Here is a 14,501-nt window from a genome sequence, read left to right as displayed (position 1 = left end):
GCTCGCGGCGGGCACCCCCCTTTCTCGAGGAGAGATCGTGTATCCAGCTCGTGGTTCGGGCCGATTCCGAGCAGGCCCGGTCGTCGCCGCCCTGGTGGGACTGGTCGTTTCCGGCCTGGCCCTCGTCGCGCCGCCGGCCGGGGCGTCCGCGTCGGCCGCCGGGACGTCGGCGGCCGGGACGGCCTCCGGGCGCGCGGCCGCCGACGTCCTGCTCTCCCAGGGCAGGCCCGCGACGGCCTCGTCGACCGAGGGCGCCGCCTGGGGCGCGTCCGCGGCGGTCGACGGAGACCTGACGGGCACACGCTGGTCCAGCGCGTTCAGCGACCCGCAGTGGATCCAGGTGGACCTGGGCGCCACCGCCACCCTCTCCCAGGTCGTCCTGACCTGGGAAGGCGCCTACGCCAAGGCCTACAAGATCCAGGCCTCCACCAACGGCACCACCTGGACCGACCTGTACTCCACCACCAACTCCACCGGCGGCACCCAGACCCACACCCTCACCGGCACCGGCCGCTACGTCCGCATGCACGGCACCACCCGCGCCACCGGCTACGGCTACTCCCTGTGGGAGTTCAAGGTCTACGGCAGCACCGGCGATCCCGAGGAGCCCGAGGAGCCCGGCACCTGGACCGAGGTGTGGAAGGACGACTTCGACGGCGCGGCCGGCGGCTCCCCCTCGGCGGCGAACTGGATCCTGCGCACCGGCACCTCCTACCCCGGCGGCCCCGCCAACTGGGGCACCGGCGAGGTCGAGACGATGAGCGCCTCGACCGCCAACGTCTCCCTCGACGGCACCGGAAACCTGAACATCAAGGCGATCAGGGACGGCGCCGGCAACTGGACCTCCGGCCGGATCGAGACCCAGCGCACCGACTTCGAACCGCGGCCCGGCGAGATGCTCAGGTTCAGCGCCCGGCTCAAGCAGCCGAGCGTGGCCGGCGCGCTGGGCTACTGGCCCGGCTTCCGCGCGACCGGCGCGGCCTACCGGGGCAACTACAACAACTGGCCCTCGGTCGGCGAGACCGACATCATGACCGGCGTCAACGGCCGCGACCAGCTGGCCAACACCCTGCACTGCGGCACCGCCCCCGGCGGGGTGTGCAACGAGTACGACGGCCGCACCAGCGGCTTCGCCACCTGCGAGGGCTGCCAGAGCGGCTACCACGAGTACACCCAGGTCATCGACCGCACCAGGACCGACGAGGAGATCCGCTTCTACCTCGACGGCCGGCAGACCTGGGTCGTGCGCGAGAGCCAGGTCGGCGTCGCCGCCTGGAAGGCCGCCGTGCACCACGGCTTCTACCTCCGCCTCGACCTGGCCATCGGCGGCTCGCTGCCCAACGCGCTCGCGGGCGTCACCACACCGACCCCCGCCACCACCTCCGGGGGCGTGCTGAGCGTCGACCGGGTCACGGTCTCCCGCCAGAGCGGCACCGTCCCCGCGGCCATGACCGACCCGCCGGTCCCGGCCGGGCCGAGCACTGTCCGGGTGACCGGCACGCAGGGCGACTGGCAGCTCCAGGTCAACGGCTCCCCGTACCAGATCAAGGGGATCACCTACGGCCCGCCGCAGGCCGCGGCCGACGGCTACATGCGCGACCTGGCGGCCATGGGCGTCAACACGATCCGCACCTGGGGCGTCGACGACGCCCACACCCCGGCCCTGCTCGACACTGCCGCCCGGCACGGGATCAAGGTCATCGTCGGGCACTGGCTCAACCAGGGCGCCGACTACGTCAACGACACCGCGTACAAGACCAGCGTGAAGAACGAGATCGTCGCCCGGGTCAACGCCCTGAAGAACCGTCAGGGCGTGCTCATGTGGGACGTCGGCAACGAGGTCGTCCTGACCATGCAGGACCACGGCCTGCCCGCCGACGTGGTCGAGCAGCGCCGGGTGGCGTACGCGAAGTTCGTCAACGAGGTGACGGAGGCGATCCACGCCGCCGACCCGAACCACCCGGTCACCTCCACCGACGCCTACACCCACGCCTGGACCTACTACCGGGCCCACTCCCCCGCCCTGGACCTGCTCGCGGTCAACTCCTACGGCGCGATCGGCACCGTGCGCCAGGACTGGGTCAGCGGCGGGTACACCAAGCCCTACATCGTCACCGAGGCCGGCCCCGACGGGGAGTGGGAGGTGGAGAACGACGTCAACGGCGTCCCGGACGAGCCGACCGACCTGGAGAAGCGGGCACAGTACACCGCGAGCTGGAACGCGATCAAGGGCCACACGGGCGTCGCGCTCGGCGCGACCATGTTCCACTACGGCCTGGAGAACGACTTCGGCGGCGTGTGGCTGAACACCACCACCGGCGGCTGGCGGCGGCACGGCTACCACGCGCTCAAGGAGGCCTACACCGGGCGGCCCTCGGCGAACACCCCGCCGGAGATCACCTCGATGACGGTCGGCTCGCAGACCGCCGTCCAGGCCGGGAAGCCCTTCACCGTCGAGGTCGCCGCGTCCGACCCCAACGGCGACCCGATCCGCTACAACCTGATGTACAGCGACAAGCACGTCACCGGCGACCGCGGCTTCAAGCACGTCAGGTTCACCCAGACCGGCCCCGGAAGGTTCACCGCGACCGCGCCGGAGCAGATGGGCGTCTGGAAGGTGTACGTGTACGCCTTCGACGGGCACGGCAACGCCGGCATCGAGCAGCGCTCGCTCCGCGTGGTCCCGCCGACGGTCGCCGGGACCAACGTGGCGCTCGGAAAGCCGACCACCGCCTCCAGCCACCAGGCGACCGGCGACGGCGGCCCGTTCACCCCGGGCCGGGCCACCGACGGCAGCTTCACCTCCCGCTGGGCCAGCGAGTGGGCCGACCCGCAGTGGATCCAGGTGGACCTCGGCGCGACCACCCCGATCCGGCACGTCCAGCTCGGCTGGGAGGGCGCGTACGGCAGGGAGTACCGGATCCAGACCTCGGGCGACGGCTCCACCTGGACCGACGTCTACTCGACCACCTCCGGTGACGGCGGGTTCGACGGGATCGACGTCACCGCGTCGGCCCGGTACGTGCGGGTGAACATGGCCAGGCGCGGCACGGCGTACGGCTACTCGCTCTGGGAGTTCGGCGTCTACCGGTAGGCGCGTCCGCACGCGCGGACCCGGTCCGGGAGGCACGTCCCGACCGGGTCCGCGCGTGCGGACGGCACGAGACCGCGGGACGGGGCGCGGTGGAACGAACCTCCTAGATCGCGCCGACGTACACCCATCGGCCCGCGTGCCGGGCGAAACGGCTGTGCTCGTCCAGGTGTCCCGCCCGGCCGCGCTCGACGTAGTGGGCGCGGAAGCGGACGGTGCCCTCGGTGTGGACGGCGCTGCCGCCGGTCGTCTCCAGCACCTCCAGCCGCGTCCACCGGATCCGGTCGTCGAGCTCGACGCCCGGCGGGCGCGTCGACGGATGCCAGGTGCTCAGCAGGTACGCGGCGTCGCCGACGCCGAAGGCGCTGAACCTCGACCGCATCAGCGCCTCGGCCGTGGCCGCGGACGTCTCCCCGCCGTGCAGCCGCCCGCAGCAGTCCGCGTACGAGGCGGGCAGCCCGCACGGGCACGGGGCGGCGGGCACGGAACGGCCTCGGGGCCGCGGATCACGTCGGGACACGTCCCCAGTATGCCCGCGTGCCCCCCTCGTCAGAGCGCGACGGTGAACGTGTGCGTCCCCGAGCCGACCTCGGCGGGGGCCGATCCGGGCAGGTCCACCTCGGCGACCGTGTTGGGCGGGACGACGGCCGTCACCGTGAGGGTGCCGCCGGCCAGCCGCCAGGAGACCGCGGCGTGCCCGTAGGGGGTGTCGAGGCCGGCCGAGGCCGAGGTCAGGCCCCCGCCGGGGCGCGGCGCGATCCGCATCCGCCGGTAGCCGGGCCCGGCCGGTGCCAGACCGGCGACCACCCGGTGCATGAAGTCGGCCACCGCGCCCAGGGCGTAGTGGTTGAACGAGGTCATCTCGCCCGGGTTGACCGTCCCGTCGGGCAGCATGCTGTCCCACCGCTCCCAGATGGTGGTGGCCCCCATCGTCACCGGGTACAGCCAGGACGGGCACTCGCGCTGCAGCAGCAGCCGGTAGGCCGTCTCCAGCTGCCCGGCGTCGGCCAGGGCGTCGCAGACCAGGGGCGTTCCCACGAAGCCCGTCGCGATCCGGTGGTCGTCGAAGGCGACCAGCTCGGCCAGCCTGCGGCCCGCCCGCTCCCGCTGCTCGGATTTGTCCAGCAGGTCCATGCTCAGCGCGAGGGCGTACGCCGTCTGGCTGTCGCTGCTCAGGCGGCCCGCCGGGGTGACGTACTCGCCGCGGAACGCCTCGCGGACCGCCGAGGCGAGCGCGGCGTAGCGGGCCGCGTCCTCCTCGTGCCCGAGCAGCGCCGCGGTCTCGGCCACCAGGTGCGCGGTCCAGGCGTGGTAGGCCGTGGCCACCAGGGCGCTGTCGGTCCTGGCCTTCTCGGGCCGGTCCGGGGGCGCCGCCGGGTCGAGCCAGTCGCCGAACTGGAAGCCCGTGTCCCACAGGTGGCGGTCCCCGGCCAGGCCAGCGACCTGGTCGACCCAGGCGGTCATGCTCGGGTAGCGGGCGGCCAGCAGGCCCAGGTCGCCGAAGCGCCGGTACAGCGTCCAGGGCACGATCACCGCGGCGTCGCCCCAGGCCGCGGCCGGGCCGACCTCGAACACCAGGGGGATCCAGGGCACGTAGTGCGGGACCGTGCCGTACTCCTCCTGCTCGGCCGCCAGGTCCTCCAGCCAGGACGTCAGCGGGCCCGCGCAGTCGTACAGGAAGGACGCCGTGGGCGCGAACACCTGGATGTCGCCCGTCCAGCCGAGGCGCTCGTCGCGCTGCGGGCAGTCGGTGGGGATGTCGACGAAGTTGCCCCGCATGCTCCACACGGTGTTCTCGTGCAGCCTGGTCAGCTCGGCGTCGGAGCAGGTGAAGTGCCCGGTGCGGCGCATGTCGGTGTGGCAGACCACCGCCCGTACCGCCTCGGGGTCGAAGGCGCCGGGCCAGCCGTCCACCTGTGCGTACCGGAAACCGTGCACGGTGAACGTGGGCTCCCACTCCTCGGCGTCCCCGTCCCCGCGCAGCGTGTACTCGTCGCGCGCGGCGGCGTGGCGCAGGGGGCGCAGGGACAGGGCCCCGTTCTCCAGCACCTCGGCGTGCCGCAGCGTGACGGTGTGACCGGCGGGGCCCTGCACGCGGATGCGCAGGCGGCCGGAGATGTTCTGGCCGAAGTCCAGGATGGTCTCGCCGGAAGGGCCGGTCAGCACCGCCACCGGGGCGAGCGTCTCGACGCGGCGCACGGCGGCGCCCGTCGGCGCGACCAGCCGGGCGGGGTCGAACGCCACGACGTCCGCGGGGACCCATCCGGCGTCGTCGAACCCCGGCCGCGACCAGCCGTCCGGGACCAGGCGGGCGTCGAAACGCTCGCCGTCGTAGAGCGAGGCGGCCGTGACGGCGCCCCGCGCGCACCGCCACCCCTCGCCGGTGACCACCCGCGAGACGGTGCCGTCCTCGTGGACGACCTCCAGCTGGGCCACCAGCGCGGTCCGGTCGCCGTAGACGCCGGTGCGCCCGCCCTCGAACCCCACCCGTCCCCGGAACCAGCCGTCCGCCAGGGTGGCGCCGATGGCGTTGTCGCCCTCCCGCAGCAGGGCGGTCACGTCGTGCGTGCGGTAGCGCAGCCGGTGGGAGTAGCTGGTCCACCCGGGGGCCAGGACGTCGTCGCCGACGACGGAACCGTTGATCTCGACCTCGTGGAGCCCGTGGGCGGTGACGTACAGCCGTGCCCGCACGACGGGCGAGCGCACGGTGAACTCCCGGCGCAGGTGGACGGCGGGCCCGTCGGGCTCCCCGAGCACTTCCACCGGCGGTGCGGCCGCGCGGGCGTGCCAGTCCCCCGGCTCCAGCAGCCCGGCCTCGACCCGGGCCCACGGGCTCCAGTCGCTCGCCGACCCGTCGCGGCCGTGGACGCGGACCCGCACCCGCCGGCTCCGGCGCGACGCGAGGGGCTCGCCGGGCCAGGGCACCAGCACGCAGGCGTCGTCCTCGACGATCCCGGTGGCGTACACGGGCGCGCCGTCGCCATCGGCATCGGCGTCGGCGTCGCCATCGGCGTCGGCGTCGGCATCGGCGTCGGCATCGGCGTCGGCATCGGCGTCGGCGTCGGCGTCGGCGTCGGCGTCGGCGTCGCGGATCTCGATCTCGTACGCGCGCTGCAGCCAGTCCGGCAGGTCCGTGACGGTCCTCCAGGACAGCCGGGGAGCCTCCTGGCCGATGCCGAGCGGTTCCCGGTGGTGCTCGAAGACGGGCGGTTCGACGCGGAGGGCGGGTTCGGTGGTCACGGGGCGTGATGCTCCTTCGGGGTCAACCCTTGATGGCCCCGGCGGTCATGCCGGCGACGATCTTGCGGTTGAAGAAGACGAATGCCAGCAGCGGCGGGATCGTGATCAGCACGATGTCCATGAACAGGAGGTTCCACTGGGTGCTGTACTGGCTCTGGAAGTTGTAGAGGGTGACCTGGACGGTCACGTTGTCGTCGCCCGGCAGGAAGTACAGCGGGTTGACGAAGTCGTTGAAGATCGTCACCGAGCTGGTGAGGACGACCGTGATCGTCACCGGCCGCAGCAGCGGGAAGATCACCTTGAAGAAGAGCCGGAGCCCGCTGCACCCGTCGAGCTGCGCGGCCTCGTCGAGCTCGCGCGGGATCGCGGCGATGAACGCCCGGAACAGCAGCATCGCGTACGACACCTGGAAGGCGACCTCGACCAGGATGATGCCCGGCAGGGTCTTGAACAGGCCGATGGCCTGCAGCAGCCAGATCGTCGGCACGATCGCCGGGGGGATGATCAGCCCGGAGAGCACGAGGACGTTCGCGATCGTGCCGACGACGCCGCCCCGGCGCTGCAGGACGAAGGCGGCCATGGCGGCGAAGACGACGACCAGCGCCACCGACGCGACGGTGATGATCGTGCTGTTCAGGTAGGCCCTCAGCAGCACGTAGTCCCGGGCGGAGATCACCGCGATCAGGTTCTCGACGACGGGCCAGTTCGTCGGGAGCGCGAAGCTCAGGTCGGCCGACTCGGCCTCGTCCTTGACCGCGGTCAGCACCATGAAGGAGAACGGGACGAGGAAGACGACGGTCGCGACGAGCAGGACGGCGATCTCGCCCGCGGACCTGCGCAGCGTCCTCATGAGTAGACCTCCCGCTTGCCGAGGACGTACGAGAGCGGCACGACGATGGCCGTGACCACCACGAAGAGGATGACGTTGCCCGCCGTGGACAGGCCGAAGAACCCGGCCTGGTACTGCTTGTAGATGATCGACGCGATGACGTCGCTGGTGAACCCGGGCCCGCCGCGCGTCATCGTCCAGATCAGGTCGAACGAACGCAGGCCCCCGATGAACGACAGGATGATGACCGAGTACGTCGCGGGCCAGCTCAGCGGGAGCGTGACGTGGCGGAACCTGTGCCAGGCCGTCCCGCCGTCGGCGGCGACCGCCTGGTAGTAGTCCTGCGGGATGGACAGGATGCCCGCGATGTAGATGACGACCGCCAGGCCGACGCCCTTCCAGACGTCGACGATCACCACCGACAGCAGGGCGGTGCTCGCGTCGCCCAGCCAGTCGGGGCCGGAGACGCCCACCAGGGCCAGTGCCTTGTTGACCAGCCCGGTGTCGGGGCGCAGCAGCGCGCTGAACGTGATGCCGACCGCGACGGTGCTGACCAGCACCGGGAAGAACACCACCGAGCGCAGGAATCCGCTCAGCCTCAGCTTCGAGGTCAGCAGGACCCCCAGCGCCATGCCCAGCACGACCTTGAGCCCGCTGGTCAGCACCGCGTAGACGATGGTGTTCTGGAATCCGATGCGCAGGTTCTGCTCGGAGAAGAAGTCGACGAAGTTCTCGAACCCGACGAACGTGCTGTCGAAGAGCGTCCAGCGGGTCAGCGAGAAGTAGAAGGCCATCACGGTCGGGATCAGGAAGATCACGACGTAGACCACGGCCGCCGGGATGTAGAGGGCGTAGGGGTACGGGCTCCTCACGGCGCGGCGGGCCGGCCGGCGGCGGGTACCGGACCCCGCGCCCGCGCGGGGTCCGGTGGTGCGCTGGGGGGTGGTCACCACCCCGCCAGGCCCAACTGCTTGGCCTGCTTCTCCACATCCTTGTCGTACTGGGCGGCACCCTCGGCCGGGGGCGTCAGGCCCGAGCCGACCGCGGAGGTGATCTGCTCCAGGGCCGGGCCCTTGACCGGGGAGACGAACTCCAGGGCGGGCGCGGTGGCCTTCCTGTCGATGTAGACCTGGAGGTCCTTGGCCACCTGGATGGCGTCGTCGGGGAGCTCGGCGCCCTCGATCCGGTAGGGACCGGCCGGCTGGACGGCCTTGTTGGCGGCGTCGGCGCCCTCCGGGGAGGCGATGAAGGCCAGGAACTTCTTCGCCTCGGCCTGGTGCTCGCCGGTCTTGGCGAGGTAGATGCCCGGCGGTTCCCAGATGGTGGCGCCGTTGACGGCCGGGTCGTCGCCCGGGACGGCGAAGAAGCCGATGTCGGTGGCCGCCGCCGGGGTGGTGGCCACCAGCGGCGGGAGCTGGGCGCTGAGCATGGGGTAGTGCGCGCCCTTGCCCTCGACCAGCATCTTCATGCCCTGCTCGTTGGTGGCCGAGCCGAAGCCCTTGTTGAGCATGTCCTTGGCGTGCAGGTCGGCCAGGTGCTGGAATCCCGCCACCGCGGCCGGCGTGGTCGCGAACTTGGCCTTGTTGGCGGTGAAGTCCTGCGCGAACGTCGGCACCGCGGCCTGGACGTTGTAGTAGTCCCCCAGCACGAGGAGCTGGGAGGTCCAGGTGTCCTTGAACGTGGCGATCACCGGGGTGAGGCCGTCGGCCTTGATCTTCTCGTTGTTGGCCATGAAGTCGGCCCAGGTGGTGGGCACCTTCAGGGAGAGCTTCTCGTAGACCTTGCGGTTGTAGAGGATGCCGCCGCCCATGGCGGTGCCGGCCGGGACGCCGTACACCTTGCCGCCCTGGGTGACGACGGGCAGGTAGTCCTTCTGTACCTTGGCGAGCACCGGGTCTCCGGTGAGGTCGACCATGGTCTGGGCCGGGTTGAGCGCCTGGAGCAGCGAGCCGGAGTTGTACCAGAACACGTCGGCCATGTCGCCGGTGGACAGGCGGGTCTTGACGATGTTGTCGCCCTCGGTCCCGCCGGGGCGGGTCTCCGTCTCGACCTTGACGGTGGGGTTGGCCCGTGTGAACGCGGCCGCGAGCGCCTTGGCCGTGTCCATGGTGGCCTGGCTGTTGTCCACCAGGAACGTCAGGGTCACGGGGCCCCCGCCCTCGGCCGCCGGTCGGGGGTCAGAGCCGCAGGAGGTCAGGGCCGCCATGGTGAGGACGGCGAGGGCCGCTCCCAGCGCGCGGTGAGAGGTGTTCATGACGCTCTCCAAGGTCCTATGAAATCGTTTTAAGGCCCGATTGCGAGTTAACGTAGGCGTCACACGACAGCCCGTCAAGGTCGCCGACGGGCAACGATTCTCAACCGTTACCCGCCGAAACGCTGGGAGATCATCCTGCACGTGGACACGATATCGCGTCATCACGGATAACGTTACCCATTGTTTTCCCAGCTCACGGGCCCGCCCCATCTGGATCGTCCTCTCCGGGCCGGCCGGCTCAGGGCCGGGCCGGAGCACCGGTGGAGTCACGGACCACCAGCGACGGCGTCACCGAGAAGCGCACCGACGACGTCCGCCCCTCGATCCGCTCCAGCAGGAGACGCCCGGAGGTACGCCCCATGACCACGCCGTCCTGCTCGACGGTGGTCAGGGAGATGTTGGGAAGGGCCGCCATCCTGGTGTTGTCGTAGCCGGCGATGGAGATGTCCCCGGGCACCGACAGCCCGGCCTCGTGCGCCGCCGCCATCGCGCCCAGGGCGGCCAGGTCGGCGCCGGCGAAGACGGCCGTGGGCCGCCGGGGACGGCCCAGCAGCTCGCGGGCGCCCACGTAGCCGCCCTCCTCGGTGTACGAGGTGGCGACGACGTCGATCTCGGCGTCGAGCCCGTGGTCGCGCATGACGCGCCGGTAGGTCTCCGCCCTGATCGTGTGCAGCAGGTCCACCGGCCGGGCGCGGCTCTTGTCCTTCTGCCCTATGTGCGCGATCCTGCGGTGCCCCAGAGCGATCAGGTGCTCCACCGCGAGCTCGGCGCCGAGCTCGTCGTCGTCGAAGACCGAGTCGAAGACCGGGGACCGCTCGTGGCGGCCCAGCACGACGGTCGGCACGTCCTTGGCGATCTCCTCCAGGCGCGGCCGGGAGGTGAGGGGGACGACCATGAGGATCCCGTCCACCTGCCTGTCGACCAGCGCGTTGATCGCCCGTTCCTCGGCCTGCGGGTTCTCCCCGCCCTGGATCATGATCGCCTGGTAGTCGGCCTTGCCGGCCTGCTCCTGGAGCCCGTCGAGGATGTCGGCGAAGAAGGGGTTCCTGATGTGGGGCAGCAGGACGCCGATGGTGAACGTCCGGCCCCGCATGGCGCGCGCCGCGGCCTGGGGCCGGTAGTCGAGCTCGTCGATCGCCGCCCTGACGCGCTCGCGCATCGCGGGGCTGACCCCGTAGGCGTTGCGAAGGACCTTCGACACCGCCGTGGTGGAGACCTCGGCGCGGCTGGCCACGTCGACGATCGTCACCCGCCGCCGCCGGGCGCCCGAATCCATGTCTCCCCCTCCGGACGACGTCACATCCGAATGGTACAGGCGGGACCCTCGTGGGCAACGTTCCCCACTTCGCGCCGCAGAAGCACGTAGGCACCCTTCTGGGCCTCGGGCCGGGCCGGGCATCGTTGGCCGGAAGGACTCTTGACGGCCTTCCGCATTACATGTACGTTAACGGAACCCGGGATCTTCTAAAACGATTTAACAATCCGGGACGGCGTCGTGGGCGCTCCCCGCCGCGCGCCGGGCCCGCCCTCGCCGTTCCCGCCGGGACGGCTCCCACCCCCGCCCCCCGTCACAGGATCCGTCCCCTCCCCCGCCCGGGACCCGCACCGCCGCCGCACCGCGGCCCGGCGGCTCCCGCGCACGCGTTCCCCTCCCCGATCGGCGTTCCGTTCGCCATGCCCACACCCCCCGAGATCGGAGATCGCATCATGTCCATCCACGCCCGGAGACGCCCGCTCCGGCCACCCGGCGGCCACCGCCGCCACGCCCTGCGGCTGACGGGCACGCTCACCGCGGCGGCCCTGCTCACCGGCGCCCTCACCGTCCTTCCCGCCCCGACCGCCGGCGCGGCCGCACCGGACTTCGGCCCCAACGTCACGATCTTCGACCCGTCGACGCCCGCGGCCACCGTCCAGGCCCGGCTCGACGACGCGTACGCCGCCCAGAAGGACGACGAGTTCGGTACGCGGCGCACCGCCTTCCTGTTCAAGCCCGGCGGCTACACCGTGGACGCGAAGATCGGCTACTACACCTCCGTCGCCGGGCTCGGCTCCTCCCCCGACGACGTGGTCGTCAACGGCGCCGTCCGCGTCGAAGGACGGCCCGACTCCTCCCCCGCCGGGGAGAACGCGCTCACCAACTTCTGGCGCTCGGCCGAGAACCTCTCCATCACGCCCACCGGCGGCGTCAACCGGTGGGCGGTCTCCCAGGCCGCACCGCTGCGGCGCGTCCACGTACGGGGTGACCTGCAGCTGCGCACCGCCAACTTCGGCTACTCCAGCGGCGGCTTCATCGCCGACTCCGCGGTGGACGGGCGGGTGGACGCCACCACCCAGCAGCAGTACTACACCCGCGACAGCCGGATCGGCGGCTGGAGCGGCTCGGTGTGGAACACCGTCTTCTCCGGCGTCCGGGGCGCCCCTCCGCAGAGCTTCCCCGACCCGCAGATCACCACGCTCGCCACCACACCGGTCAGCAGGGAGAAACCCTTCCTGACCGTGGACGCCTCCGGCGCCTACTCGGTGTTCGTCCCCTCGCTGCGCACCGCGTCCTCGGGCACCACGTGGTCCGGGGGAGCCTCGCCGGGCACCTCGATCCCGATCTCCTCCTTCCACATCGCCAGGCCCGCCGACACCGCCGCCACCATCAACGCCCACCTCGCGGCGGGCAGGCACCTGCTGCTGACCCCCGGGATCTACCGGCTCGACCGGGCGCTCGCGGTGCGGCGGGCCGGCACCGTCGTGCTGGGCCTCGGGCTCGCCACGCTGCAGCCCACCACCGGCACCGCAGCCCTGGAGGTCGCGGACGTCGACGGCGTCCGGCTCGCCGGGTTCATGGTCGACGCCGGACCCGTCACCTCGCCGAACCTCCTGACGGTCGGTGCCGCCAAGACCGGCGTGTCACACGCCGCCGACCCCGTCTCCGTCCAGGACGTGTTCTTCCGCATCGGAGGCGCCACCGCGGGAAGGGCGGCGAACAGCCTGCTGATCAACAGCGACGACGTCCTGATCGACAACATCTGGGCCTGGCGCGCCGACCACGGGACGGGCGTGGGGTGGTCGGCCAACACCGCCGACACCGGCGTCACCGTCAACGGCGACGACGTCACCGCGCTCGGCCTGTTCGTCGAGCACTACCAGAAGCACCAGACCGTCTGGAACGGCCAGGGCGGGCGTACCGTCTTCTACCAGAGCGAGCTGCCCTACGACCCGCCCGGCCAGGCCGTCTGGAGGAACGGCGCGTCCAACGGCTACGCCTCCTACAAGGTGGGCACGTCCGTCACCACCCACCAGGCCTGGGGGCTGGGCGTCTACTCCTTCTTCAACCGGAACCAGCCGGTCTTCGCCGACCGGGCGATCGAGGTGCCCGACCGCGCCGGCGTCGCCCTGCACGGCATGGCCTCGGTCTTCCTCGCCGGCAGCGGCGGCATCCACCACGTCGTCAACGGCACCGGAGCCGCCGTCACCGCCACCGGCGACGTCGCCTACCTCGTCGACTACGCCGGTGGCGTACCGGTGAACTCCACCCCGAAGAAGGGCGTCGGCGCGATCGCCTACAGCGGCGACCAGGCCCGCCTGGCGGCCACCGGCTCCCGCTGGTACTACAACTGGTCGACCACCGGGCAGGCGGGAAACGGCGTCGAGTTCGTCCCCATGGTGTGGAACGGCGCGGCGGCCACCCCGGCCACGATCTCGGCGCTGACGACCGGGCGGCAGCAGGGAAGGTACACCCACCTGCTCGGCTTCAACGAGCCCGACCTCGCCGACCAGGCGAACATGACCGTCACCCAGGCGCTCGACGCGTGGCCGTCCCTGCAGAGCACCGGCCTGACCCTCGGCAGCCCCGCGCCCGCGAACTACTGGAGCGGCTGGCTGGACGACTTCATGACCGGCGCGCAGCAGCGCGGCTACCGGGTCGACGTCATCACCCTGCACATCTACCCCGACTGGACCAGCCCCGGTGTCGTCGAGGAGGTACGCGGCATCCTCGCCGACGCCTGGAACAAGTGGCACAAGCCGATCTGGCTCACCGAGATCGGCACCATCGACACCTCGGCCTGGAAGCCGATGTACGGCACGCCCACCCACGCCCGCGCCGACACCGCGATCCAGAAGATCGTCGCGCTGCTGGAGAGCCTGCCCTATGTCCAGCGCTACGCCTGGTTCGCCGACAACTGCTCCCACAGCCCCACCTGCCTGTTCTCCACGCTCCACGACGCCGGCGGCAGGCCGACCAGCCACGGGACCGCCTTCGCGGCCGGACGCCGGACCGGCCCGGTCGGGGTGTTCCGGGTGGTCAACAAGGCGCAGCCGACCGTCGCGCTGCACTCGGCGGGCGAGGCCTTCGACGGCGGCGCCGGCCGGGCCTCCGCCGTCACCCCCGCCTCCTGGGGCTGGGACCAGCAGCGCTGGCAGATCGCCGACGCCGGGGGCGGCTACCACACCCTGACCAACGTCGGATACCCCGGCGCCCGGCTCACCGCCACGGCCGACCCCTACCCGGGCGGCACCGGCAACCACAAGATCATGAACACCCCGGCGGCGGCCGGTGACGCCCAGCTCTGGCGGATCACGGCCACGTCCGACGGCTACTACCGCCTGGTCAACAAGGCCCGCGGCACCGCCCTGCAGTCGACCTTCGACCCCTACAACGGCCGCGCCGACTCCTTCCACGTCGCGGGAACGTCCGCGACCTTCGTCAACGACCAGCAGTCCTGGACCCTGGTGCCGGGCTGACCCGCTCACGTCGTACGTTCTCCGGGAGAACGCCGACAGGGCCCCGGCGCCATGATGCGCCGGGGCCCTCGACGTTCGGCACCCCACCGGCCCTGGGGCCGGCCTGACGGTCGGCCGGGAACCTCCGGCACCGGCCGGGGCTCCTCACCTCGAGTCCGGACCACCCTGATGTGGCCGGGCGTCGCCTTCGCCGCCGCGCGGGAGGGCCGGATCGGCGGTCCACGACCCGGCCGGTGGAAGCATGAAGCCGTCCGACATCGGTTCAGCCCCGCCGATCGATCCGGTGGCTGCCCGAACCCCGCGGTACGAGACCATGGGAAGGTCGGCTCATATGCCATCCCGCCGGATGTAAC

8 protein-coding genes are annotated in these 14,501 nt (G+C 71.8%); 2 read left to right on the top strand and 6 right to left on the bottom strand.

Features of this window, described 5'->3' with window-relative positions; translation table 11 throughout:
* Window positions 1-37 precede the first annotated feature (37 nt).
* Window positions 38-3,094: a discoidin domain-containing protein gene (locus tag ACZ6RT_RS16200; RefSeq protein WP_470154203.1), complete on the top strand. Its 3,057-nt coding sequence runs from the start codon at window positions 38-40 to the stop codon at window positions 3,092-3,094.
* A 103-nt stretch (window positions 3,095-3,197) separates the two neighbouring features.
* On the opposite strand, the gene ACZ6RT_RS16195 is transcribed toward ACZ6RT_RS16200, so the two are convergent.
* From ACZ6RT_RS16195 to ACZ6RT_RS16170, 6 genes are all read right to left on the bottom strand, one after another.
* Window positions 3,198-3,575, bottom strand: a complete 378-nt coding sequence (locus tag ACZ6RT_RS16195; RefSeq protein ID WP_399185934.1) for a YchJ family protein — start codon at window positions 3,573-3,575, stop codon at window positions 3,198-3,200.
* Window positions 3,576-3,640: 65 nt separating this feature from the next.
* On the bottom strand, window positions 3,641-6,331 hold the full coding sequence (locus ACZ6RT_RS16190; protein ID WP_470154201.1) for a glycoside hydrolase family 78 protein: 2,691 nt from the start codon (window positions 6,329-6,331) through the stop codon (window positions 3,641-3,643).
* Window positions 6,332-6,353: 22 nt separating this feature from the next.
* Window positions 6,354-7,181: a carbohydrate ABC transporter permease gene (locus ACZ6RT_RS16185; RefSeq protein WP_470154200.1), complete on the bottom strand. Its 828-nt coding sequence runs from the start codon at window positions 7,179-7,181 to the stop codon at window positions 6,354-6,356.
* A complete protein-coding gene (locus tag ACZ6RT_RS16180) occupies window positions 7,178-8,032 on the bottom strand; it encodes a carbohydrate ABC transporter permease (protein WP_399185931.1) in 855 nt (284 codons plus the stop codon). The genes ACZ6RT_RS16185 and ACZ6RT_RS16180 overlap by 4 nt, the downstream gene beginning before the upstream one ends.
* Before the next feature lie 74 nt (window positions 8,033-8,106).
* A complete protein-coding gene (locus tag ACZ6RT_RS16175) occupies window positions 8,107-9,414 on the bottom strand; it encodes an ABC transporter substrate-binding protein (protein ID WP_399185930.1) in 1,308 nt (435 codons plus the stop codon).
* A gap of 238 nt (window positions 9,415-9,652) precedes the next feature.
* On the bottom strand, window positions 9,653-10,690 hold the full coding sequence (locus tag ACZ6RT_RS16170) for a LacI family DNA-binding transcriptional regulator (protein WP_470154198.1): 1,038 nt from the start codon (window positions 10,688-10,690) through the stop codon (window positions 9,653-9,655).
* Window positions 10,691-11,121: 431 nt separating this feature from the next.
* On the opposite strand from ACZ6RT_RS16170, the gene ACZ6RT_RS16165 reads away from it, so the two are divergent.
* Window positions 11,122-14,148: a glycosyl hydrolase gene (locus ACZ6RT_RS16165; protein WP_470154196.1), complete on the top strand. Its 3,027-nt coding sequence runs from the start codon at window positions 11,122-11,124 to the stop codon at window positions 14,146-14,148.
* The last annotated feature ends 353 nt before the right edge of the window (window positions 14,149-14,501 follow it).

It is taken from the genome of Streptosporangium sp. NPDC050148 (assembly GCF_055586505.1).
Note: the sequence above shows the minus strand (reverse complement) of the source record. Positions and strands in the feature narration are given on the sequence as shown.